This window comes from Acuticoccus sp. (assembly GCF_965213555.1).
Taxonomy (GTDB): Bacteria; Pseudomonadota; Alphaproteobacteria; order Rhizobiales; family Amorphaceae; genus Acuticoccus.
Genome location: NZ_OZ243890.1, coordinates 3,522,058 through 3,545,834 on the forward strand (window position 1 = coordinate 3,522,058; position 23,777 = coordinate 3,545,834).

The 23,777-nt window shown below is 69.9% G+C and carries 20 protein-coding genes, 1 tRNA gene and 1 pseudogene; 9 read left to right on the forward strand and 13 right to left on the reverse strand.

The genetic code is table 11. From position 1 onward, the window contains the following. Window positions 1–4: 4 nt before the first annotated feature. Complete coding sequence (aroB, locus tag ACOOE8_RS16520) at window positions 5–1,129, reverse strand: 3-dehydroquinate synthase (protein WP_420392508.1); 1,125 nt, start codon at window positions 1,127–1,129, stop codon at window positions 5–7. Then, window positions 1,126–1,716, reverse strand: coding sequence for a shikimate kinase (locus ACOOE8_RS16525; RefSeq protein ID WP_420392509.1), 591 nt, complete (start codon window positions 1,714–1,716; stop codon window positions 1,126–1,128). Before ACOOE8_RS16525 ends, aroB begins: the two co-directional genes overlap by 4 nt. A 316-nt stretch (window positions 1,717–2,032) precedes the next feature. On the opposite strand from ACOOE8_RS16525, the gene ACOOE8_RS16530 reads away from it, so the two are divergent. The 3 genes from ACOOE8_RS16530 (at window position 2,033) to ACOOE8_RS16540 (ending at window position 5,360) form a co-directional block, all read left to right on the forward strand. Further along, window positions 2,033–2,917 (forward strand): tyrosine recombinase, encoded by an 885-nt coding sequence (locus ACOOE8_RS16530; RefSeq protein WP_420392510.1) that lies wholly within the window; start codon window positions 2,033–2,035, stop codon window positions 2,915–2,917. 63 nt (window positions 2,918–2,980) lie between these two features. Next, window positions 2,981–3,937: an acetyl-CoA carboxylase carboxyltransferase subunit alpha gene (locus ACOOE8_RS16535; protein WP_420392511.1), complete on the forward strand. Its 957-nt coding sequence runs from the start codon at window positions 2,981–2,983 to the stop codon at window positions 3,935–3,937. A gap of 145 nt (window positions 3,938–4,082) precedes the next feature. Beyond that, window positions 4,083–5,360, forward strand: coding sequence for a L,D-transpeptidase family protein (locus ACOOE8_RS16540; RefSeq protein ID WP_420392512.1), 1,278 nt, complete (start codon window positions 4,083–4,085; stop codon window positions 5,358–5,360). 493 nt (window positions 5,361–5,853) lie between these two features. On the opposite strand, the pseudogene ACOOE8_RS16545 reads toward ACOOE8_RS16540, so the two are convergent. After that, window positions 5,854–6,410 (reverse strand): annotated as a pseudogene (locus ACOOE8_RS16545) (hydroxymethylglutaryl-CoA lyase); the annotation flags it as partial. A 345-nt stretch (window positions 6,411–6,755) separates the two neighbouring features. After that, the gene (locus ACOOE8_RS16550; protein ID WP_420392513.1) at window positions 6,756–7,148 is read right to left on the reverse strand and encodes an SPW repeat domain-containing protein; all 393 of its coding nucleotides are present in this window, start codon (window positions 7,146–7,148) and stop codon (window positions 6,756–6,758) included. Between the two features lie 529 nt (window positions 7,149–7,677). On the opposite strand from ACOOE8_RS16550, the gene ACOOE8_RS16555 reads away from it, so the two are divergent. Further along, window positions 7,678–8,586 carry a manganese catalase family protein gene (locus ACOOE8_RS16555; protein ID WP_420392514.1) on the forward strand — a complete coding sequence of 303 codons (909 nt, stop codon included), beginning with the start codon at window positions 7,678–7,680 and terminating at the stop codon, window positions 8,584–8,586. A 226-nt stretch (window positions 8,587–8,812) separates the two neighbouring features. Then, a complete protein-coding gene (locus ACOOE8_RS16560) occupies window positions 8,813–9,001 on the forward strand; it encodes a hypothetical protein (RefSeq protein WP_420392515.1) in 189 nt (62 codons plus the stop codon). A gap of 5 nt (window positions 9,002–9,006) precedes the next feature. Here the strand turns inward: ACOOE8_RS16560 and mgtE are convergent, their stop codons facing one another. Together mgtE and ACOOE8_RS16570 are read right to left on the reverse strand one after the other, a co-directional pair. After that, a complete protein-coding gene (gene mgtE, locus ACOOE8_RS16565; protein WP_420392516.1) occupies window positions 9,007–10,374 on the reverse strand; it encodes a magnesium transporter in 1,368 nt (455 codons plus the stop codon). A gap of 409 nt (window positions 10,375–10,783) precedes the next feature. Beyond that, window positions 10,784–10,868 (reverse strand) — tRNA-Leu (locus ACOOE8_RS16570). Window positions 10,869–11,016: 148 nt separating this feature from the next. Here ACOOE8_RS16570 and lipB point away from each other — a divergent pair. Further along, a complete protein-coding gene (gene lipB, locus ACOOE8_RS16575) occupies window positions 11,017–11,724 on the forward strand; it encodes a lipoyl(octanoyl) transferase LipB (RefSeq protein WP_420394732.1) in 708 nt (235 codons plus the stop codon). Window positions 11,725–11,732: 8 nt separating this feature from the next. Here the strand turns inward: lipB and ACOOE8_RS16580 are convergent, their stop codons facing one another. Continuing rightward, complete coding sequence (locus tag ACOOE8_RS16580; RefSeq protein WP_420392517.1) at window positions 11,733–12,008, reverse strand: acylphosphatase; 276 nt, start codon at window positions 12,006–12,008, stop codon at window positions 11,733–11,735. Continuing rightward, window positions 12,005–13,984 (reverse strand): acetyl-CoA carboxylase biotin carboxylase subunit, encoded by a 1,980-nt coding sequence (locus ACOOE8_RS16585; RefSeq protein ID WP_420394733.1) that lies wholly within the window; start codon window positions 13,982–13,984, stop codon window positions 12,005–12,007. Before ACOOE8_RS16585 ends, ACOOE8_RS16580 begins: the two co-directional genes overlap by 4 nt. Window positions 13,985–14,503: 519 nt before the next feature. Between ACOOE8_RS16585 and ACOOE8_RS16590 the strand changes: the two genes are divergently transcribed. Both ACOOE8_RS16590 and ACOOE8_RS16595 read left to right on the forward strand, forming a co-directional pair. Continuing rightward, window positions 14,504–14,740, forward strand: coding sequence for a hypothetical protein (locus ACOOE8_RS16590; RefSeq protein ID WP_420392518.1), 237 nt, complete (start codon window positions 14,504–14,506; stop codon window positions 14,738–14,740). 188 nt (window positions 14,741–14,928) lie between these two features. Then, complete coding sequence (locus ACOOE8_RS16595; RefSeq protein ID WP_420392519.1) at window positions 14,929–15,315, forward strand: DCC1-like thiol-disulfide oxidoreductase family protein; 387 nt, start codon at window positions 14,929–14,931, stop codon at window positions 15,313–15,315. 9 nt (window positions 15,316–15,324) lie between these two features. On the opposite strand, the gene ACOOE8_RS16600 is transcribed toward ACOOE8_RS16595, so the two are convergent. The 5 genes from ACOOE8_RS16600 to ACOOE8_RS16620 all read right to left on the reverse strand — a co-directional run bounded on the left by ACOOE8_RS16600 (window position 15,325) and on the right by ACOOE8_RS16620 (window position 22,646). Next, a complete protein-coding gene (locus ACOOE8_RS16600; protein WP_420392520.1) occupies window positions 15,325–16,968 on the reverse strand; it encodes a hypothetical protein in 1,644 nt (547 codons plus the stop codon). A gap of 213 nt (window positions 16,969–17,181) precedes the next feature. After that, window positions 17,182–18,978 carry an acyl-CoA dehydrogenase family protein gene (locus ACOOE8_RS16605; protein WP_420392521.1) on the reverse strand — a complete coding sequence of 599 codons (1,797 nt, stop codon included), beginning with the start codon at window positions 18,976–18,978 and terminating at the stop codon, window positions 17,182–17,184. Window positions 18,979–19,323: 345 nt separating this feature from the next. Further along, entirely contained in the window at window positions 19,324–20,856 is a 1,533-nt protein-coding gene (locus tag ACOOE8_RS16610) for an acyl-CoA carboxylase subunit beta (protein WP_420392522.1), read from the reverse strand. Window positions 20,857–20,958: 102 nt separating this feature from the next. After that, window positions 20,959–21,711: an ATP12 family chaperone protein gene (locus tag ACOOE8_RS16615; RefSeq protein WP_420392523.1), complete on the reverse strand. Its 753-nt coding sequence runs from the start codon at window positions 21,709–21,711 to the stop codon at window positions 20,959–20,961. A 215-nt stretch (window positions 21,712–21,926) separates the two neighbouring features. Continuing rightward, window positions 21,927–22,646, reverse strand: a complete 720-nt coding sequence (locus ACOOE8_RS16620; protein ID WP_420392524.1) for a VIT1/CCC1 transporter family protein — start codon at window positions 22,644–22,646, stop codon at window positions 21,927–21,929. Window positions 22,647–22,892: 246 nt separating this feature from the next. On the opposite strand from ACOOE8_RS16620, the gene ACOOE8_RS16625 reads away from it, so the two are divergent. Beyond that, window positions 22,893–23,741 (forward strand): ATP-binding cassette domain-containing protein, encoded by an 849-nt coding sequence (locus ACOOE8_RS16625; RefSeq protein ID WP_420392525.1) that lies wholly within the window; start codon window positions 22,893–22,895, stop codon window positions 23,739–23,741. Window positions 23,742–23,777 lie beyond the last annotated feature (36 nt).

Genomic DNA, 23,777 nt, shown 5'->3' on the forward strand with positions numbered 1-23,777 from the left:
GCGGTCATGGCGCGGGCAGACCCTCATCTACAAGGAAAGCGGACAGCGCGTCCGGCGTCACCGAAGAGGAAACGAACGCGTCGCCGATCCGGTTCACCAAGATGAAGCGGACGACGCCGTCCTCGACCTTCTTGTCCTGCGCCATCGCAGCCCGCAGGCCCGCTGCGGTAAGGTCAACGAGAAGATCGCTGAAGCGCATGGGGAGGCCAACGGCGGCAAGGTGCGCCTCGACGCGCGCGGCGTCGGCGGTCGGGCACAGTCCGAGCCGTGCCGACAGGCGAAAGGCGAGGGCGAGGCCGAGGCCTACCGCCTCGCCGTGGACGACGCGCCCGTCGTAGCCGGCGCAGTGCTCCACTGCATGGGCGAACGTGTGTCCAAGGTTCAGCAGTGCACGCTGACCGTGCTCGCGCTCGTCGGCGACGACGATGGCGGCCTTCGCGGCGACCGCCGTCGCGACCGCCTCGTCGATGCGCTCGGTGAGGGCACGGGCGCCGAGGGCCTCCAGGCGGTCGAAGAAGGCCGCGTCGCCAAGGAGGCCGACCTTGACGCACTCCGCGTAGCCCGCGCGGCGATGCCGTTCGGGGAGCGTCGACAGCGTCGCTGTGTCCGCGATCACCAGGGACGGCTGGTGGAAGGCGCCGACGAGGTTCTTGCCCTGGGGCGCGTTGACGCCGGTCTTGCCGCCGACGGACGAATCCACCTGTGCGAGGAGCGTCGTCGGCACCTGGACGAACGGCATGCCGCGCCGGGCCACCGCCGCCGCGAAGCCCGCCAGGTCGCCGACGACGCCGCCGCCGAGCGCGATGACCACGTCGCGCCGCTCGAGCCCGGCGTCGAGGATCGCCTCGACGGTGCGCGCCAGGACCTCCAAGGACTTCGACCCCTCGCCGTGCCGCACGATGTGGTGGACGGCGGCGATCCCCGCGTCGGCAAGCGCTGCGCTGAGCGCGCCGAGGTGGAGCGGCGCGACGACGTCGTCCGTGACGATCATCGCGCGCCGACGGCCAAGCCGCGCCGCGACCTCCTCGCCCGCCGAGGCGATGAGATCACCGCCGATGAGGACGTCGTAGGCACGCTCGCCGAGCGGAACGTGCACCTTGCGAGGGCCGGCCAGCGTTGCCGTGGTCATGCGGGACGCTCCAGCCGCGCCGCTGCGGCGGGCTCTGCCGACGCCGTCAAGGCGGTCAGGATCGCGCTGACCACGCGCTCATGGGGACCGGCGGAAGAGGTCACACGGATCGGCGCCTCGGCGAAGTGGGGGTCGCGCGCCCTCCTCAGCTCGTCGAGCTTGGTCCGCGCGTCGACGCCTCGGAACAGCGGTCGGTGCGAGCGCTTGACGATCCGCGACAGGAGGACGTCGGTCGAGGCGTCGAGCCAGATGCCGATGCCCTCCGCGGCGACGGCCGCACGCGTCTCCGGCCGCATGAACGCTCCGCCGCCGGTGGCGATCACGTGGGGTCCCTCCCTCAGGAGGCGCGCGATCACCCGGGCCTCGCCATCGCGGAAGGCTGGCTCGCCGTGCAGTCGAAAGATCTCAGCGATCGTCATGCCAGCCGCCTTCTCGATCTCCGCGTCCGCATCCACGAAGGGCAGCGCAAGGCGCGCGGCCAAGCGCTTGCCGACGCTCGACTTGCCGACGCCCGGCAGGCCGATGAGGACCGGGCTGCGCTGGCCCAGCGCTGCCCTTAGTGCCGGCGCCGACGCCTTCGCCACCATGCTCTCCCCCGTGTCGGCTGCGTCCCGCCAGCCCCCGGCAGCCCAGACCGCGGCAGCGGGCGCGTCGCGACGATGGTCGATGGACCTGCCCCGCGACCGGGCCTCGCCCGAGGGCCGAGGGCGCCATCGGCCGCGCGGCCGAGCCGACCGTGCTCCTCCGGTCACGCCTTCGCCGATGGGACCGTGGGTGCCGCAGGCCCGTTGGCCGGTCAAGCGCGATGCTCACAGGGCGGTTGCTCGCCCCACGCAATTGCGCCGGATCGGCGGACGGAACGTCAACCGGCACGGCCCATCCTACGCGGCGTAGGGAGCTCCCATGGATCCGACCGTCGACGCGTTCCTCGAGATGCTGGCCGTGGAGCAGGACGCCTCGCCCCACACCCTCGACGCCTACCGGCGCGACCTCGAGGCGTTCAGCGTGCTGTGCCAGGGACGAGGGGTCGTGCCCCGCGACGCGCAGGCGGACGACGTCGCTGCCTTCCTGTCGCGCCTCAGCGAGGCCGGTGCCGCATCTGCGACGCGCAGCCGCCGCCTGTCGGCCGTGCGGGGCTACCTGCGCTTCCTCTACGCGGAGGGGCTGCGCGGGGACGAGCCGAGCAGTGCGGTGGAGGGTCCCAAGAAGTCCCGGCCGCTGCCGAAGGTCCTTTCGGTGGCGGACGTGACGCGGCTTCTCACCGTCGCGGAGGAGGAGGCCGCTCGGGGTGCCCGCGGCGCGGCGCGGCGCTCGGCGCTCGTCGAGCTCACGTATTCCTCTGGCCTCAGGGTGAGCGAGCTCGTCGCGCTTCCCGACGCTGCGCTGGCGCGGGACCGCGAAGCGATCCTCGTGCGTGGCAAGGGAGGGCGCGAGCGCCTCGTCCCCGTCACACGGCACGCTGCAGCTGCAGTCGCACGCTGGCGGGCGGAGCGCGGAGCCTCGGCGCATCATCTGTTTCCAGCGCGATCGGCGACGGGGCACCTCACGCGGCAGGCGTTCGCCCGCGAGCTGAAGGTCCTTGCCGCCGCCGCAGGCCTTCGCGCGAGGGACGTGTCGCCCCACGTCCTGCGGCACGCCTTCGCCACCCACCTCGTGGCGCGGGGGGCGGACCTGCGCGTGGTGCAGACGCTGCTCGGCCACATGGACATCGCGACGACCGAGATCTACACCCACGTCGGCGCCGAACACCTCGCCGCCGTCCTCGCCGATTGCCACCCGCTCGCCTGAGGGCGCCTTGACAGCGTTCGGCGCCAACTTAAGGCTCCGCGCTCACCCGCGAGCTGCGAGGCCATGCGAACCTTCCTCGACTTCGAGAAGCCCGTCGCTGACGTGTTCGGCAAGATCCAGGAGCTGCGCTCGCTCGACGGGTCGGCCGCGGTAGATGCGTCGGACGAGATTCAGAAGCTCGAGGACAAGGCCGAGCGCGCGCTCGCGGAGATCTACGCCAAGCTGACGCCGTGGCAGAAGACGGAGGTCGCCCGCCACCCGGACCGTCCGCACACCTCGCACTACATCGCCGAGCTTCTGGAGGACTTCACCCCCCTCGCGGGCGACCGCGCGTACGGTGAGGACGCCGCGATCCTCGCCGGCGTCGGCCGCCTCGCCGGCCGGTCCGTGGCGCTCCTCGGCCACGAGCGCGGCGCCGACACCGAGAGCCGCATCAAGCACAACTTCGGCATGGCTCGGCCCGAAGGGTACCGCAAGGCGAGGCGCATCATGGAGCTCGCCGAGCGCTTCCGGCTGCCGGTGGTGACGCTCATCGACACCGCCGGTGCCTACCCCGGCATCGGCGCGGAGGAGCGCGGGCAGGCCGAGGCCATCGCGCGCTCCACCGAGGCGGCGCTGTGCCTCACCGTGCCGTCCGTGGCGGTGGTGATCGGGGAGGGCGGCTCCGGCGGAGCGCTGGCGCTCGCCGCGTCGAGCCACGTCGTGATGCTGGAGCACGCGATCTACTCGGTGATCTCGCCGGAGGGCGCCGCGTCGATCCTGTGGCGCGACTCGGCGCGCGCCCAGGAGGCGGCGGCGAACATGCGCATCACCGCCCAGGACCTCCTGCGCCTCGGGGTCATCGACGCCGTGGTGGCCGAGCCGCTCGGCGGCGCCCACCGCGACCCGGTCCGCTCTATGGCCGACACCGGCGCTGCCATCGTGGCCGCGCTCGACGCCCTCGCTCCCGTCGACGGGACGACGCTGAAGGCCCAGCGCATGGAGCGCTTCCTCGCCATCGGCCGTCACCTTGACGGTTGAGGCGGCGTTGCAGCGAGGTAACGGTGGGCCGGATCGCGCGAGGACAGCCTCGAGCAAGCCCGTTGGGGGTTTGTCAACGCGATGGCCGCACGATAGAGCGAGTGGCGGGCGACGCGTCCCTGTCGCCAGCGACGCGGGACAACGCATGACGCATCACACCGTCCGCACCGCGCCGGCCAGGCGTTCGGTCGGGACCCGGCTCCGCTGCCTCGGGGCAGCGCTCCTCGCGGCGACCGCGCTCGCGGGGTGTCAGGTGAGCGACCTCTCGAATGCCGCGCACATGGCGCCGGTGCCCTCGGCGCTGGAGCGCCGCATCGAGCGCATGGACATGAGGGTGTCCTCGCCCATCCTCCTGCGGATCTTCAAGGAGGAGTCCCAGCTCGAGGTCTGGAAGGAGGATCGCGACGGACAGTTCCAACGCCTCAAGACCTACGAGATCTGCGCCTGGTCCGGCAAGCTCGGCCCCAAGCTGAAGGAGGGCGACCGCCAGGCGCCGGAGGGCTTCTACCGGGTGGGCCCTGCTCAGATGCACCCGAAGTCCTCCTACCACCTGGCGTTCAACCTCGGCTTCCCGAACACCTTCGACCGCAGCCACGGTCGGACCGGATCGCACCTCATGGTGCACGGGGATTGCTCGTCCCGGGGCTGCTACGCCATGGACGATCAGAACATCGAGGAGATCTACGCGCTAGCGCGCGAGGCGTTCGCCGGCGGGCAGCGGTCCTTCCAGGTCCAGGCGTTCCCGTTCCGCATGACGCCGGAGAACCTCGCGCGCCATGCCGAGAGCGAGCACCTGGCGTTCTGGGAGATGCTGAAGGAAGGGGCCGACCACTTCGAAGTGACCAAGCGCGTGCCGAGCGTCGAGGTCTGCGACCGGCGCTACGTGTTCAACGCCAGCGCCGAGGGTGGGCGCTTCCTCCCCAGCGAGGCTTGCCCGAGCTACACGGTGGACCCGCAGGTGGAGGCGCTCGTCGCCGCCAAGCGGGAGGCGGACCTTGCGGAGCAGGCCACGGTCGTCGCCAAGCTGTCCCTGCACGAGGCGCGCGAGGTGCGTTGGCAGGAGCGCGAGGCGGCCATCGCGTCCTTCCTCGACCGCGCCCGTGCCGAGGCGGAGGAGGGGCGAGCCGAAGCGACGAGCCCTGCATCGGTGCCCACGCCGATCACGTCCACGCCGGTGCCCACGCAACCGGCCCCAGCCCCCGCGGATGCTCCCGTCGCCTCCCTCGCCGGCGTCGCCACGCCAAGCGGAGCTCAGGAGGGCGCCGCGCAGGAGACCGTGGCGGAGGCACCCGAGCCGCCCGTCGCCTCCACCGCAGAACCGCCCTCCGCGCTCGGCTTCGCGCCGGAGGACGACGGGTTCCTCGCCTCGGTGGCGAAGAAGAGCCGCGGCCTCTTCCGCCGCGCCGGCGATCTGTTGGAGTGAGCGGTCGAGCGTGTGGTGCGGTCGGGGCGCTTTAGCTCGTTGATTCCCAGCGGTCGTCTTGGGGGTGGGGGTTCCGCTTGAATCCCCAGACCGCTCTACCCCCTGAGGATCGCGCCCGTCGCGACGGTCCGGCGAACCGCCTCATCGGCTCGATCGGTTCGCTCAGTTGCGGCGACGCGAGCGCGGGCGGCGGGCCGCCCCTTGGACGGGCGGGCGGCGGGCCGCCCCTTGGACGGGCGGGCGGCGGGCCGCCCCTTGGACGGGCGGGCGGCGGGCCGCCCCTTGGACGGGCGGACGGCGGGCCGCCCCTTGGACGGAAAGTCGCCGGCCCGGCCGCGGCTCGACGAACCTCGCGCCGCGACCAGCCCCGTCAGACGCGCTGCCGCGGGGCCGTGCGCAGGTGCCCGCTCGTCACGCCGTCGGGAAGCGTCGCGATGTCGTCGGCCACCTCGAGCAGGGCCTTCACATCGATGCCGGTGTCCACGCCGCCCTGGGCGAAGGCGAAGTTGAGGTCCTCGGTCGCCGTGTTGCCCGTGGCGCCGGGCGCGAAGGGACAGCCTCCGAGCCCGGCCGCCGCGCCCTCGATGACGCGCACGCCCGCCTCGTAGGCGAACAGCGCGTTGGCACCCCCATGCCGAACGTGTCGTGCCCGTGGAAGGCCCACCCGACCCCAGGCGAGGCCTCCTTCACCGTCTCGAAGCGACGGCGGACGGTGTAGGGGTCCACCCGTCCCGTGGTGTCACAGAGCGCGACCTCCACATCGAGCCCCACCGTGCGCCGCTGCGCCTCCGCAAGGACCGGCAGCAGCCGTTCGAGCGGCACGCTGCCGTCGAACAGGCAGTCGAAGCTGGTCGCAAGGTCGACGCGCAGCCGGGCGGAAGGCTCGCCGCGCAGCGTGTCGGCGACCGCCGAGAGCTGATCGAGCGACTGGGCCACGGTCTGGCGGACGTTGTTGAGGTTGTGCGCCTCCGACACCGACAGCACGAACACGATGTCCGTGTACCCGTGACAGAGCGCGAGCTCCGCACCGCGGGCGTTCGGCACGAGCACCGCGAGGCGGACCTCCGGCGTCCCGGGCAAAGTGCGCGGCGATCTCGCTCATGTCGCCCATCTGCGGGATCGCCTTCGGCGAGACGAAGGAGCCGAGCTCCATCCGCCGGACGCCGGCGCGGATGAGGCCTTCGATGATCGCGATCTTGCGGTCCGTAGGAAGCGGCTCGCGGATGGATTGGAAGCCGTTCCGCGGTGCGACCTCGACGATGTCGACGGACGTCATGCCACCCTCCCTGCACCTGAGCCGGCGAGGCGGACGACGTCGCGGTGGCGCGCTCGCGTCCGGCGCACGTCTCGGCCGCGTGGGAGGACGAGCCGTGCCCTGCGATGGTTGCGAAGTCCTCAGGGTCGCGGATGCGACGAATAACTGGGTTGTGGCTGGTGCCGAATGTCCGTTTCCGGCCTACGCTTCGTCATCGCAACGACGGCGACTTCCGCCAGCCCGACCAGCAGGTGCGGCCACCAGATCCGGTCTGCGAAGTTGAACAGCCACGGCGATGCGGCGAGCAGGATACCGGTCAATAGGTCGACGGCGAGGTGGGCTTTTAGCGGGACCACCTTCGCGACGCTGAGTTCATACCGCGTGAGCAGACTCATCACGATGATCGAACCACCGATCAACTGCGGCAGCCATTGTTCGATCCCGCCTGTTGCGAAGCCGAAGAGGTAAGGCGCTACGATCAGCAAGGCTCCGGTGAGGTAGTCGATGATTCCATGAATTCGAGTGTTGATCATTGCACTTCTCCTGCGGGTCAGTCGGAGAAGGTCTCAACGTCGGCAGTTTCTCGCGTGCACCAGTCCCGCGCGCAGCGGCATGCGCGGCCTCGCTGCGACACTTCTACTTACTTACGGCACCCATTAGGCCAGAAGGAGGCCACTTCCATGCTTAGATCGGGGCAAAGAAGCTCCCGCTTCATGCCAGTCAGCACGACGCTAAAGTCGGCGAAGAAGCTCGCCGTTCTCGTCAGGCTTGATGATTCTGACGTTGGTCCCCGCTGAAACCGCCCGGCAGTCCGATTGTTCCGGTCGCACAGCCTACTTCGGTTCGTCCTTATGTCGCAGCGCTCGCCTTCTGATGCCAAGTGGTCCTCGCAAGGTCGGTCGCCTCCCCCCACCGATGCCTGGGGACGGCTTTCGTGCCGGCCATTGGCTCGCGTCTGGCAAGGCCTCGGTTTTTGATTGCGCTTCCGGGCAAGCCGGTGCTCAAGCGTCGGAGGGGACGTCCGCCACCACGGCGCACGCCCGAGGACAGGAGACACGAGCCATGTTCATGCGCATCGACCGGCTGCAGGTGGAGATGCCTGTCCCGAAGGACCCGGACCCCGCAGCCGCGGCCGCCGTGCAGGAGCTCATGGGCGGCCGCTTCGGCGAGATGTCCACGCTCATGAACTACATGTTCCAGTCCATGAACTTCCGCAACAAGGAGAAGCTCAGGCCGTTCTACGCGCTGATCTCCAACATCTGCACCGAGGAGCTCGGCCACGTGGAGCTCATCGCCGCCACCGTGAACGGTTGCCTCAACGGACAGGAATCGAAGGGCGACATGACGAGCGGCGACGCCGGCTTCGCTCACATGAAGGAGGCGGGGCTGCTCGGCCAGTTCATCAACTTCGGCAACCAGGCTATGCCGACGGACTCCCGCGGCGAGGGCTGGAACGGCTCCTACGTGTTCAACTCCGGCAACCTCGTGCTCGACCTGTTGCACAACTTCTTCCTGGAAAACGGCGCGCGCACGGCCAAGCTGCGCGTCTACCAGATGACCGACAACCCGGCGGCCCGGCGCATGCTCGGCTACCTGTTCACCCGCGGCGGCGTGCACGCCCACGCCTACGCGCTGGCGCTTGAGAAGCTGACCGGCGTCGAGATGAAGAAGATGCTGCCCATCCCGGCCGTGGAAGACATCGTGCTGCCGGAATCAAAGCCCTTCATGGAGGAGGGGTGGCACCGCCGGCTGTACCGCTTCTCGCCGAACGACTACACCGACATCGGCCATCTCTGGAACGGGCAGCACTTCGACGGCTCCGGCCCGCTCGAGGTGGTCGACGGCCCGCCGCAGGGCGGCGACATGAACGACTACGAGGGCATCTCCGAGGCGTTCGTCCCCGAGTACCAGCCGCAGGAGATCTTCGAGATGGCGCAGAAGCTCTACCAGAAGGCCGGCGGGACGCTGTAGGCGGAGCCGGACGAGCCAGCGCAGCTGCAGCCTGACAGGAGCCGGGCTGCGGACGGACGCGTTAGGGCCCTCGGGGTCTCGCCCTCCGATCGGAAGGTCAACGTCCACGCCCCGAAGCGGCCTCGCGGACCTATGCCGGCAACCGAAAGGCGATGCTGTCGACCCCATGGTGCATCGCCAACGGGCCGCCGTTCCGCGGGGTCAGCGTGGATCTTGGGACGGCTACATGGCTGCCGGCGGGCGGGTGATCTACGTCTACAGCTCCGACCCAGTTCCGTACTGCGACCGCGTCGCGGCGGCTCTAAAGGACAACCCGCTCGTCGCCGACCACGTGCGTGCGGGCTGGACCACGAAGGGCGACGAGTGCTCGGCAACGAGGGTGGGGCTTCGCGGCGAACTGTGGCGTCGCAGCTGATGGCCTCACAGGAGGCCGAACCACCACCCGGCCAGCGCGAGGAAGGCGAAGAAGCCGATGACGTCGGTCAGCGTCGTGAGGAACACGGAGGAGGCGACGGCCGGGTCGGCCCCGAGCCGGTCGAGGAGCATCGGCAGCGTCGCGCCGAACAGCCCGGCGCACACGATGTTGACGACGATCGCCGTGGCGATCACGCCGCCGAGCTCGAGGTTGGCGAACCAAACTCCCGCGACGATCCCCACGGCGATGGCGACCGCCGTCCCGTTGATGAGTGCGACCGCGAGCTCGCGGACCGTGACGCGCACCGCGTTGCGCCGGTTGATCTCACGCTGGGAGATGGCGCGCACCGTCACCGTCATCGCCTGGATCCCGGCGTTCCCGCCTAGCGCGGTGACCACCGGCATCAGGATCGCGAGCGCCACCATGGCCTCGATGGTGCCGTCGAACACGGCGATGACGCCCGAGGCCAGGAACGCCGTCGCCATGTTGATCATCAGCCACGGGATGCGCGAGCGTGCCACGTAGAGCGGTCCGTCCGACAGCTCCGCGTCGCCGGCCCCGGCGAGGGCGCGAATGTCCTCCTCCGCCTCCGACTGGATGACGTCGACGATGTCGTCGATGGTGAGGATGCCCACCAGGCGATCGCCCTCGTCCACCACGGCCGCGGACAGGAGGTCGTAGCGCTGGAACACCCGCGCGGCCTCCTCCTGGTCCTCCTGCGCGGCGATGGTGCGCGGCTCCCCGTTCATGATCTCGGTGATCTTGACCGGTCGCTGCGCACGCAGGAGGCGGTCGAGGGGGACCGTGCCGAGGAGGCGGAAGGCGGCGTCAACCACGAAGATCTCGGTGAACTCGTCGGGGAGGCCGTCCTCCTCGCGCAGGGTGTCGATGACCTGGCCGACGGTCCAGAACGGCGGCATCGCCACGAAGTCGGTCTGCATGCGCCGCCCGGCCGACTCCTCCGGGAAGTCGAGGCTGCGCTTCAGCCGGTGCCGCATGGCGAAGGGGAGCTGCGCGAGGATCGCCTCGGACTGGTCGTCCGGCAGGTCCTCCAGGATGTAGACCGCGTCGTCCGATTCGAGCCCGGCAAGGCCGTCGGCGACGGTCTGCGGGGCAAGCTCGGACAGGATCTGGACGCGTACCGGCTCGTCGAGCTCGGTCAGGGCCGTGAAGTCGAACGCCTCCCCCAAGAGCTGGACGAACCGCACGCGCTCCTCGGGCTCGAGCCGCGCGAGGAGCTCGGCGACGTCCGCCTCGTGCAGCGGCTCGACGAGCGCCGCCAGTGCGGCCACCTCGCTGGCGGCGACGTAGGCCCGCGCCGCCTCCTGCAGCGTCTCGTCGATGATGGTGTCGTCGCGCTCGGCTTCTGCCATCCGCACCCCTTGAGCGATGCGGCCGGACGAGGCGGGTGGCGCAACGGTCCTCGACCGTCCGCCCGCGCGAGCGCGTTGCGATGGGTTCGCCGACCGTGCCGCGATGCCGTCGCCGCCGCTTCTGATACGCGTAGGGCGGACGCCAAGGCAAGCGGCGCTAAGGCCGCGCCGAACGCGACACGTCCAGGGCGATGCTCGGCAACCGCCGCATCGCCACCAGACCGCAGGCCCGGTTGGCCGCCTCGTTGCTCGGCAGTTCAGCGTGGGTGTCGGCGGACCTGGAGCAGCAGCGGGGTCGTCCCCGCGCGGCGGGCGGCGGTGCTCGACAGACCGGTCACGAAGGAAGCAGTTGCGCAACGCACTGGCGCCGCGTCGGAGGACCCCAACAGACGCAGCGCAGAAGGGAAGATGGTGCGGTCGAGAAGACTCGAACTTCCACGGGTTGCCCCACAGCGACCTCAACGCTGCGCGTCTACCAATTCCGCCACGACCGCATCGGAAGCCGCGACCTAGCACCTGCCCCTCGGCCTTTCAAGCGGCCGACCGCCGCTTTACATCCGGTGATCCCCATCGTCGAACGCGTCTGTCCGGGACAGGCACCGCACAGCGCGGCAGCGATGGCGCCCCATGGAGCGGACCGTGATGAACGCATCGTCGACCGATCCCGCGGCACGGGACAGGCGACCCGTCGACTGGGCGATCTCGGACGGGCTGACGGACTACGACGCCGCGGTCCGCGCCATGGACGCGCGGTCGACCCAGGTGGCCGAGGGCGGACCGGAGTGCGTCTGGCTCCTCGAGCACCCCGCGCTCTACACCGCCGGCACCAGCGCGGACCCCGCCGACCTCAAGGACCCGGGCCGCCTGCCGGTCGTCCGCGTCGGCCGCGGCGGCCAGTACACCTATCACGGCCCGGGCCAGCGCATCGCCTACCTCATGCTCGACCTGCGCGACCGGGGCCGCGACGTGCGGGCCTACGTCCACGCGCTCGAGGGCTGGGTGATCGACGCGCTCGCCGCGTTCAACGTGGATGGCGAGCGGCGGGAGGGGCGTGTCGGCGTGTGGGTGCGTCGGCCGGGCGGATCGGGCGAGGCGAAGATCGCCGCCATCGGCGTGCGGGTGCGCCGCTGGGTGACGCTGCACGGAGTCGCGCTCAACGTGGAGCCGGACCTTTCGCACTACGCCGGCATCGTGCCGTGCGGCGTGCGCGAGCACGGCGTCACCAGCCTCGCCGACCTCGGCCGCATCGTCACCATGGAGGAGGTTGACGCGGCGCTGCGCGAAGCGTTTCAGGATCGCTTCGGTCGGGTCCGTGGCGCCGTCCCCCCACTTGCCGTGGAGACGGCGTGAGCCGTCCCTCACGCCGTCGGCAGGACGATAAACCCCTCGACGCCAGGATCCTCGGCAGGGTCGAGGCCGATGCCGGTCACCTTGGCGGACACGGGGCCCTTACGGCAGGCGGCAAGCAGCGCGTCCGTCGCCTCCGTGCTGCCGACCACCACCGCCTCGACACGACCGTCGGGGAGGTTGCGGACCGTCCCCTTCAAGCCGCGCGCCATCGCCTCGCGGCGCAGCCAGTCGCGGTAGCCGACCCCCTGCACGCGTCCCTCGATGAGGAAGCGCGTCGCCCTCACTCGAACTCCAGGAGCACGGCGTCGACGGCAAGGCTCGCCCCCTCGGCGACGTGCACGGTCTTGATGGTGCCCGACCGCTCGGCGCGGATGACGTTCTCCATCTTCATCGCCTCGATGACGGCGAGGGCCTGCCCGTCCTCCACCGCGTCACCGGCCGCGACGTTCAGCGAGACGACGAGGCCCGGCATCGGGCAGCGCACCGTCTTGCCCGCGTCCGCCGCGTTCGCCTTGGGCATGATCGCCTCGAGGTCGGCGATGCGCGGCCGGCGGACCCTCACCCGCAAGCGAACGCCACGGTGGGTGAGCACGGTGTCGCGCGCGCCCCGCGCGAGGCTCATCACGACGGGCGCCCCGTCCACCGTGCCGCTCCAGACCCCGTCGCGACGGTCGCCAGGGACGACGTGGACCGCACCGTCCTCGAACGTCACGGTGATGCCGTCGGCGCGAGCCTCCACCGTCCCGTCGAGGCGGACGTCGTCGTCGAACAGGCAGGCGAGGCGACCGGGAGCGGGCGTCGGGTGCGCGCCGAAGGTGGCGCGCTGGCGGGCGCGGCGCGCCTCCTCGGCGAAGGCCACCGCCGCCATCGTGCGGCGCACGGCCTCGCCCGGGACGAGCGTCGCCCGTTCAGCGAACTCCTCAGCGATGAAGCCCGTGGACAGGCGCCCTTCGCGCCAGCGCGGGTGCGCCATCAGCGCGCCGAGGAAGGCGCCGTTGTGGCGGATCCCCTCGATGGCGACCCCGTCGAGCGCCGATCCCATGGCTTCCACCGCCGCCTCGCGGTTCGGCCCGTGGGTCACGATCTTGGCGATCATCGGGTCGTAGTAACGCGAGATCTCGGACCCCTCGACGACGCCCGTGTCCACCCGCACCGTCGTCTCCCCGGACCGCTCGTCCGGCATCCTGAGCCGCCGCAGCCGGCCGATGGAGGGCAGGAACTTGCGGTCCGGATCCTCGGCGTAGAGCCGCGCCTCCACCGCCCAGCCGGACGGCTTGATGGCCTCCTGCGCGTGGCGCAGCGGCTCGCCGGCGGCGACGCGGATCATCTCCTCCACGAGGTCGAGGCCGGTGATGAGCTCGGTGACGGGGTGCTCCACCTGGAGCCGCGTGTTCATCTCCAGGAAGAAGAAGTTCGCCTCCTGGTCGGCGACGAACTCCACGGTCCCTGCGGAATCGTAGTCCACCGCCTTGGCGAGGGCGACGGCCTGGGCCCCCATCGCGGCGCGCGTGTTCTCGGTGAGGAGCGGGGAGGGGGCCTCCTCGATGACCTTCTGGTTGCGCCGCTGGATGGAGCACTCGCGCTCCAGCAAGTGAATGACGTTGCCGTGCTTGTCGCCGAGCACCTGGATCTCGATGTGGCGCGGCTCGACGATGAACTTCTCGACGAAGACGCGGTCGTCACCGAACGAGGACGCAGCCTCCGAGCGCGCGCGATCGACGCCCTCGGCGACCTCCGCCCTCGAGTGGGCGATGCGCATCCCCTTGCCGCCGCCGCCGGCGGACGCCTTGATCATGACCGGGTAGCCGATCTCCTCGGCGATGCGCACGGCCGCCTCGGCGGTCTCCACCGCGCCCGCGCCGCCGGGGACCGTCGAGACGCCGGCCGCCTCAGCCCGGCGCTTGGATTCGATCTTGTCGCCCATCGCCTCGATGGCCGAGGCGTTCGGTCCGATGAACACGATCCCCGCCTCCGACAATGCCCTCGGGAAGGCGGCGCGCTCGGACAGGAAGCCGTAGCCAGGATGCACGGCGCCCGCCCCGGTCCGCGCCGCGGCGTCGAGGATGGCGTCGATCTTCAAGTACGACTCGGTGGCAGGCGGCGGGCCGAGGCGCACGGCCTCGTCCGCCATCTCCACATGGGGGGCATGACGGTCGGCGTCGGAGTAGACCGCGACGGTGCCGATCCCGAGGCGTTGGCAGGTGCGCATGACGCGGCAGGCGATCTCGCCGCGGTTCGCCACCAGGATCTTGTCGAACATCATGCGTCCTTCAACCGAGCGTGCCCGGCCGTTGTAGACGGTCGCGCTTGCCGATTGGAAGTCGTCGGAGGAGCGGTCGGTTCGCCGCGCCGGTGTCGTTTGAGGTGTGACCCTAGGAGCGCGACCCTGAACAAGTTCGCCCGGGGGAGCGTGTCGGGCACGGGACCGAGCGGCAACAGCCTACGCCGGGGGGGTCCGAACCGCCCGGGCGCCCGACGCGCGATGTTGCACCAACGACGACGCCGCTGCGCCCTACTGGGGGGACGCCTGGCCCAAAAGGTTCAACAGGGTTGAGCCAGCTTAGTCACTAGACGACGATGAACGTCAAAGTTTCTTCGTCGATCAAGCTGGGCTTCCCATCGGCCGCAGTGTAGTACTTCACACTGAAAGACAGGATCTGACCATCTGTGAGCTTCATGCCTCGATTGTAGTCGGACTCATCGTCGCCGAACAGGGCGTACGGAACGAATTTCTCGATGATGCTCGGTCGCTCGCGGCACGCATGGCGGCGCTCTTCACTTGATCGGCAGTTGCGACGTCGGCCTCGGCGACGATCCCGACATACCGTTGCTTGATGGTGTCGTAGTCTACAGTGCCGCCGTCGACGACCTCGCCGATGATCTTCTCGGTGGTTGTGTCGGCGAGATAGTACCGACCGATACGCTCCGGCGGGGCCGACGATCGAATCACAACCTCGCCGACGCCATTCCGGGTTGGTACGCCCACAGCGCCGGCGTGGTGCTAGACGCGGCATGAAGGGCAGCTCTCGTCGCCGCGGCGACTGGCTTGATCGTACCGGCAGATGACGAGCATTGACGGACGGCGGCCGCGCGGACGCGCCATCGCCCGGTGACGGCTTCGCACCTGCGGAGTCGGGTACCATATCCTGCGCGATCCCCATGTTCTTCCTGGTACCCGTCCAGGATCAAGACCGGAGTGAGCCCATGAGTGAAGCCGATGCGACGATCGTCTACGACGGGGAGTGCCCGTTCTGCTCCGCGTACGTGAAGATGGTGCGGCTCAAGGACAGCGTCGGCCGCGTGGAACTGGTCAACGCACGGGACGGCGGCTCGCTCGTCGACGAGATCAGGGCCAAGGGCTACGACCTCGACGAGGGAATGGTCCTCAAGATGAACGGCCAGCTCTACCACGGCGACGACTGCCTTCACCGCATCGCGCTGCTGTCGACGCGGTCGGGCGCGTTCAACCGGCTGACCGGCGTGATCTTCCGCTCGCGCACGGCCTCCAAGGCGCTCTACCCCTTCCTTCGGGCCGGTCGAAACACGACGTTGCGAGTGCTGGGTCGCAGCAAGCTCGGTGCCGGCGTCTGATTTTAGGACTCACCAACGGCAGGAGTTCGCACCGCCCTCCTGAATGATGCGGAAGTCGAGGAGCTGCATCTCAGTGTCCCAACGCGGCACCTGCCAGTCCGGCTCGGCGTTGATGTCGTCCGTTACCAGTCGCTCACCGCGGTAGCTGATCGTCATCGGAACGACGCGATTTGCCTCCTGCCACTGATTGAGCAGCTTCCTAAACTCGACGACCGGCATGAGGTTGCCCCTCAGGGGGTGGTACTGATGGCCGATCCGCGCGGCGGTGTCGTCGATCTCCTCGATCCTGACGACGTCCTCCTGGTAGCCGAACACCTTGATCGGGTTTGATCCGAACAGGAGGTGGTTGGACGTCTCACCCTCGGTGCGAAGGTTGGAGAACATCGAGAAGTTGCCGGCCGTCCTCAGCCCGAGGTGCGACGTGAGGCCGAACACGGCGAGCGCGACGGGGACCGCGTAGAGCCACGTCGGCGTCGAGCGATGGAAGACCGGGACGCCCCTCCAGCACCAGGTGCGGTCCCGCGCGAAGATGTCCGCGAAGATCGGCCACAACAGCACCAGGAGGCCGGTGTTGAACAGCAGTCCGGTGACGATGTAGGGCGCTGGAAGGTCCAATCCCGTATGGTTGTGGGCCAGCATCAGCGCGCCGTTCATCCCGACAGTGAGCAGGAGGTAGGCCCAGGCGCGATTGATGGCGATGCCGGCGACGTGCGCGTTCGCCTGCCGCGCCCAGGCGGCCCAGACGTTGCCCGGCACGAACGTGATGAGGAGGGCCAACGCGATGGCCTGGAAGTCCACCACGCGCAGCATCGCGAGCACCGCGTGGACGAGGAGGGACAGCGACAGCGCCACCCATTGGAAGCGCGGGATGAGGAGGAGCGGCCCCTCGACGAGCTGCCAGCACAGGACGAAGACCGCGACCGCGAAGACCGCCGCGGCCGTCGGGCTCATGAACCCTTCGGCGCCGACGAGCGAGACGATCGCCGCAGCGACCGCCGCCATCGCGAGGAACGGCGCGAGGACGGCGGCCCAATCGATTCCGGGAAGCGCGAAGTCGTGCCGCCTCTGCCGCACCATCACGAGCGCAGCGACGGCGACGACCCCGCCGATCGCGAGGGCGGCGGGGACGCCGACGCCGAGGAAGTCCGTCGCAGCCGTCGTCCGCATGTTGCCGAGGAAGGTGCGGATGCACGACACCGCCGGATCGACGAAGTCGGCATTGAACTTGTGAAAGCCTGCAGTGGCGAAGCAGGCGACGATCGTGAGCCGCATGATCGGCGCGATCATCTCGTAGAAGTCGTCGCCGTCGCGAATGCCCGATGCGGGCACGAACGACCACACGAGGCCCGCGACGAGCCCAGCGTTCGCGAACAGGATGAGGTTGACGTGGTTGGCGACCTCGGGGAACCGCCCGACGACCAGGTAGAGCGTGCTCAGGAGGAGGAAGACGAGGAAGGTGATCCGCGAGATCCGCATCACCACGAGCACGCCGAGGACAACCGACAGCGCCGTAACGAGCGGGTAGCGCCAGTGCTCCACCATCTCCAGGAGGAAGGCCGCCACGTACATGGTGACGAACACCGCGAACGGCGACCTGATGGCGGAGGTAACAAGCTGGGTGGGGGCTCGGTGCGCGAGGATCGTCTGGTTCATTGAACCTCCACTGCAATGAACAACCCAGCTTAATGAACCAAGACGTGACCCGTTGCTCGCAAGATGTCAAAGTTTGAGGTCCCGCGAAGGGTCGGAACGCGGCTTCCGACCCATGCCCGTCGAGCGACGCCGATCCCGTCGCTCGTGCCTCCGCCATTGCTCCGCAGGGCGGTCAGGGCCTGCTCGCGCCGACGGCGTGGCGCTCCAACCCAGCTACAGGACGAGCAGCGTGGCGGCATCGTCCAGGGAGACGGCCTCCTCCGACAGGAGGCGCGACGTCGCCTCCTCCTCCCATCGCCCCGCCGACAGGTCGAACGGCGAGGCGGCGTGCATCCTGTGGTCCAGGACGAAGCGGGCCAGGAGCATCCTGCGCGCATCGCCACCCTTCGCGCCGAGCGCGGCTCCCTCGCACGCAAGGAGCACGGCGGTCACCGCGTGGTAGAGCTGACCCGCGGCGACACGGCTGTGACGCTCGTGCTCCGGCAAGGCCGCGACCTCCTCGGCGAAGCGCACGACGTCCTCCACGCGCCGACCGAGACGCGTGCGGAACTGCCCGGGGACACCGGACGCACCGTCGAGCTCTCCCTCTAGCGTCTCGCGCAGCGCCAGGTGGGCCCGCTCCTTGCCGACGGCGCGCTGCACCGCGTCGAGCGCGTTGATGCTGCTGGTGCCCTCCCACAGGAGCCCGAGGTGGGCGTCGCGGACCAGCCGCGCGTTCGGCCAGTCCTCGATGTAGCCGTTCCCGCCGCGCGCCTCCATGGCGCCGGTTGCGACCGTCACGTTGTCGCGGCACGCCCGCAGCTTCGCGATCGGGGTCATGAGGCGCAGCACCGCACGGTCGTGCACATTTTCGCTGTCGGCCCGCGCCGCGACGAACAGCGTCGCCGACAGCGCCTGCTCGGTCGGCACCATCAATTTCGTGAGCTGACGACGCATCAGCGGGTGATCGATGACGGCGCGGCCGAACGCGTGGCGGTGGCGTGCCGCCTGCAGCGCCTCGTTGAGGCAGCGACGCATCATGCCGGCGGCGCGGGTGAGGTGGGACAGGCGGCTCGAGTTCACCATCTCGAGCATCTGCTTGAGCCCGCGATCGAGGTCGCCGAGCGGGTAGGCGAGGGCGCCCTCGAACACGATCTCGCCGCTCGCCATGGAGTTGGAGCCGAGCTTGTCCTTCAGCCGCGCGACCCTGTAGGCGTTCCGCGTGCCGTCATCCAGCCGGCGCGGCGCGAGGAACAGGCCGAGGCCCCGACTGCCGTGCGGTGCGCCCTCGGGGCGGGCGAGGAGGATGCACGCGTCGGCGCCCGCGTTGGAGCAGAACCACTTCTCGCCGTAGAGCCGCCAGTCCTCGCCATCGCGCACGGCCGTGAGGTCGGAGGCGCCGATGTCCGAGCCCCCCGCCTTCTCCGTCATGAACTGCGAGCACTGGGCGAGCGCGTCGAGGTCCTGCGACCACATCGCGTCCAGCCAGCGCCCGCGGATTGCCTCGCTGCCGTAGCGGTCGACGAGCGCGGAGCAGCTGTCCGTGAGGTTGACCGGACACAGGAGCCCGAACTCGGCCTGCGCGAACAGGTAGTGGAAGACCGTCTTTGCGATGGGCGGCATCGCCGCCGGCCAGTTCAGCACGCCGGCGCGATGGGACATGGCGTGGATGCCGAAGCGACCGAATGCGATCTCCTCCATCTCACGGTAGGCGGGGTGGAACTCGATCCACTCCTCGTCCCGCCCCCAGCGGTCCCTGTGATGGAGCTTGGGCGGGTTCTTCTCCGCAGTGTCGGAGAGGTCGTAGAGCCGCCCGCCGCAGAGTGCGCCGAGCTCGTCGAGGTGCGGTGCGAGGTGGGTGAAGAGCGCACCCTCCATGCGCAGCGGAAGGAGGGCGCGGAGGCTGGCGTCGATCTCGTAGTAGTTGAGGCCACGGCAATCGGGTGCGATCGCCTCGGAGCGCGCCGCTGCTGCCCGGCGTGAGGCGTCCACCGTCGCGGCTTCGCGCGACGACACGAGGGTCTCGCTCATCGGTGCCTCCCATCGTTGGTTTCGTGTTCTCGTGAACGGCTGCGCCGCATGCCAAGCCGAGGCACCACCGGTTGCGATGGGCGGCCGCTGCGGGCGTGGCGGACCCCGCGGTTGCGCACGTGAGGAGGGATGCCTTGCGTCGCCCGGATGACGGCGTCCGCCCCGAGGCGTCGAGACCCCGCATCGCCGAGCTCGCGTAGGCGCGAGGACGCGGCGACGGCCACGGTCAGGAGGACGTCGACGAGGAGGACCGTGAGGCGCACGCTGGCCATCGCATCCTCCTCACCATCCGACGTCGACGATGCGCCATCCCACGCGTCGGTGCAAACCCTTCACCGTAAACCGTCAAAGGGGCAGGTTGTCGTGCTTACGCCAGGGGTTGTCGAGGCGCTTCTCGCGCAGGAGGCGAAGCGCGCGAGCGACGCGACGCCGCGTGTTGCGCGGCAGGATGACCTCGTCGATGAAGCCGCGCTCGGCGGCGACGAACGGGTTGGCGAAGCGCGCCTCGTACTCGGCGATGCGCCCTGCGAGCTTGTCCGCGTCGCCGCGGTCGGCGCGATAGAGGATCTCCGCCGCGCCCTTCGGCCCCATGACGGCGATCTCCGCCGTCGGCCAGGCGTAGTTGATGTCGCCCCTGAGGTGCTTGGAGGCCATGACGTCGTAGGCGCCGCCGTAGGCCTTGCGCGTGATGACCGTGACCTTGGGCACCGTCGCCTCGGCGTAGGCGAACAGCAGCTTGGCGCCGTGCTTGATGAGCCCGCCATACTCCTGCGCCGTCCCCGGCAGGAAGCCCGGCACGTCCACGAACGTCACGATGGGGATCGAGAACGCATCGCAGAAGCGCACGAACCGGGCCGCCTTGCGCGAGGCGTCGGCGTCGAGGACGCCGGCGAGGGTCAGCGGCTGGTTGGCGACGAAGCCGACGGGCCGACCCTCGACGCGGCCGAACGCGGTGATGATGTTCTTGGCGAACGCCGCCTGGATCTCGAACAGGTCGCCGTCGTCGACGACCTTCTCGACGAGCTCCAGGATGTCGTAGGGCGCGGCGGCGCTGTCGGGGATCAGCGTGTCGAGGGACGGCTCGGAGCGGTCCCACGGATCGCCGGTGGCAAGCACCGGCGGCGCGGTGACGTTGGAACTTGGGAGTAGGTCGACGAGGCGGCGCACGTCGATGAGCGCGGCGATGTCGTCGTCGTAGGCGCCGTCGGCGACCGAGGAGCGCGAGGTGTGCACGTCCGCGCCGCCGAGCTCCTCGGCGGTCACCGTCTCGTTCGTCACCGTCTTCACGACGTCGGGTCCGGTGACGAACATGTAGCTCGTCCCACGCACCATGAAGATGAAGTCCGTCATCGCCGGTGAGTAGACGTCGCCGCCCGCGCAGGGGCCCATGATGACGCTGATCTGCGGGATCACGCCCGAGGCGAGGACGTTGCGCTGGAACACCTCGCCATAGCCGCCGAGCGCCGCAACGCCCTCCTGGATGCGCGCGCCGCCGGCGTCGAACAGGCCGATGATGGGCGCCCGGTTCCGAAGCGCCATGTCCTGGACCTTCATGATCTTCTCGGCGTGCGTCCACGACAGCGAGCCGCCGAACACCGTGAAGTCCTTGGCGAACACGAACACCTGACGGCCGTTGATGGTGCCCCAACCGGTGACGACACCGTCGCCCGGCACCTTCATCTCCTCCATGCCGAAGTCGGTGCAGCGGTGCTCGACGAACATGTCGAACTCCTCGAACGAGCCCTCGTCGAGCAGGACCTCGAGCCGCTCGCGGGCGGTGAGCTTGCCGCGCTCGTGCTGGGCGGCGGTGCGCTTCTCGCCGCCGCCCGCGCGCGCCTCGTCCCGCCGGCGCTCCAGCTCGATCAACACGTCCTTCATGCCCGCCCCTTTGCGTCAGACCCTGCCCTGTTACGCCAGCGCTGCGTGCGCCGCCAACCGCGACCGCGTCCGGAGCGACGGCCGACGTCGAGCAGAGGGACGCTAGCCTGCCATGCTCGCCGGCATCGGATGGTCCATCTCGGGGCGAAGGATGAACGCTGCAGCTTTCGCGTCGCGCTCGCGCTGGGCGCGGCGGCGGGTCGCCTCCTCGTCCTCTCCCCACTCGCGGATGTTCCAGTCCTCGTCCACGTGGGCCGCCGCCCAGGCGTCGTCGAAGGAGATCGAGCCGTCGCGCACCATGAGCGCCAGGAGCGCCGACCCGGTCAGCGTCGCGAGTTGGTGCATGGCGGCGAGCGCCAGGGCATCACCGGGCAGCGCCGCTGCGACCCGCGCCGCAAGGCGCTCGTCCTGTTGCACGGGCATGACGCCCTCTGCCAACGCGAGGCGCACGCCGAACGCCCCCTCCCCGTAGGCGACGACGTCGTCCCAGAGCGCCTGCTGCGCGGCGACGAGGCCGGCGGGGGCGTCCGCCCGGTAGAGCACCAGGTCGTTGGAGGCGATGGCGGCCACGTCGTCGCGGACCGCGGCGCTGGCCTCGCGCACGCCGTCGATGGCCGTGTTGGCAAGCCTCGTCAGAGGCATCGTGAGGGGCAAAATGCGTTCGCCCTGCGCGTTCCACTCCGCGGCGATGGCCTCGGCGATGCGAGGCGGCACAGCGAGGAGCGCGCGGGCGGGCGTGCGCACCGGACGACCGTCGAGCAGGACGCGGGCGGTCCCCCCGGGCTCAGGCGCCGTCGACGCGATGGTGTAGAAGCGCCGCAGCGCCTCGGGCGGTCCGGCGGCGGAGCCGTTCACGACGATGGCCTTGAGCGCGCGGGCGACCCGCGCATGGTCGCGACGCGGACGCCTGCGGTCGGAGGCCCGTCGCGGTCGAGGAGGGCGGGGCGTGGGGTCATCGGCGGCGCCTTGCGGGACGCGCGCACGCTTGGCCCGGGGCGCGAGGGGGCGTCAAGCGAGGCGGACAGCGGCATGGCAGCGCCGCACAGGAGACCGGCTCGGCCGCGCCGGCCTCACAGGACCTGCTCCAGCACGTGCCCGATGGCGAACGCCGCGCCTGCTGCGGCGAGGCCCACCGCGGCCGTCTCCAGGCCCGACCAGAAGAAGTGCCGGGTCGACCAGCGGCTCTTCGCCGAGCCGATGGCGAAGAAGGTCAGCGCAGTGAGGAGCGTCGCGCTCGTCGCTGCGGCCGGCATCCCGACGAGGAACGGCAGAAGCGGGACCGCACCGCACGCGACGAACGCGGCGAACGTCGCGAGCGCGGCCTTGAGCGGCGAGGCGATCACCGAGCTCCGACCGAACTCCTCGGCGAGCATGGTGTCGATCCACACCTCACGGCGCTGGGTGAGGAGCCCGACGATGTCGTCGAGGTCGCTGCCGCGGTAGCCCTTGTTGCGGTAGATCTCGCGGACCTCCGCCCGCTCGCCGGACGGGTCAGCACGGATGTGCCGCTCCTCCATGGCGCGCAGACGGCGGTAGTCCTCGACCTCCGCCTTGGTCCCGGAGTAGTTCGCGGCCGCCATCGACAGCCCGTCGGCGACGATGTTGGCGATCCCGAGGATGATGACGATGCGCGTGGGCAGATCCGCGCCGATCGCCCCGGCGACGATGGCGAAGGTGGTGATCGTCCCGTCGATGCCGCCGTAGATGACGTCCTTGAGGTAGGACACCTTCGGCCCGTGCGCGAGCCGATGGCGGATCGCCTCGGGGCTGTGGCTGTGCTCAAGTCTCATCGCGCACCACGTCGCATGCTGACCCATGTGGCGCACGAGGCTGCAGCCCTCGAGCACCTTGCCGACGACGCGTACCTCGCGTGCGGGCGTTCCCCGTGCTAACGTCGCGCTATAGCGCGGCGGCACGCGCGACGCATCGTCCGGCGGGCGCAATGGCCCATGGCGCCCCGCAGCCGGGCCCCCCGCGAGCGACGACCGTCGCATTGGGGAAGCCGGTAGTTTGGGAAAGACCGAGTTCAGTACGGCATGGCTTCGAACATCGTCTCCTTCGAGGACGCCGTCCGCGGGCGCGGCGCTGGACGGCCGCTGGTCATCACCGAGGCCGAGTTGCGCGCCGCCCAGAAGACGGTGGACCTGCGCGACTGTCACGTCGCGTTCGACCGCTGCTCGGTGGAGGTGAAGACCAACACGCGCCGCTTCACGCTGTTCAACGACCTCTCGGCCACCTTCCCGCGCGGCCGTCGCATGGTGATCCTAGGCCACAAGGGATCGGGCAAGACGACGATCGTCGAGATGATGATGCGCAAGCGTCAGACCGTCGGCGGCCGCATCCTCGTCAACTCGCGCTTGTCCTGGCCAGTAGGAAGCACCAGCTACTTCGACAGCAAGTTGACGCTGAGGCAGAACCTCGTCTTCCTCGGACGCGTGCTCGGCGTCGATCCCGGGAAGCTGTTCCGCGCATCCTGCGACATTTGTGGGTTCAACGAGCGTCAGCTGAGGGAGAAGATGCGGGCGATCCCGACGCCGATGCGGCGGCGGATCGGCGTCCTCGTGGTGCTCGCCGCGGACTTCGACTGCCACCTCCTCGACGGGCCCCCGAAGAGCGCGCAGTACGGGTTGACCAACGTCGATCTGGGGGCGGTGGCCGCCGCGCTCCTCGACCGGGACTACGTGATGACGCTGACCGACGCGAGGCAGGTTCCCGAAGGCTGCGATCTTGCCTACCTGCTCTACGACGGCCGCCTTTACATGTTCGATGACGTTGCCACGGCGGTGAAGGTCTACGAGGAGCTGCCGGTCCCCGAAGTGCCGGACATCACTCCGACGCCGGACGACGATGAGGACGAGGACGATTCCGTCGAGGAGGTCTTTTGAGGGATGACCGGCAAGGCATGACAGGGACCTGCAAGG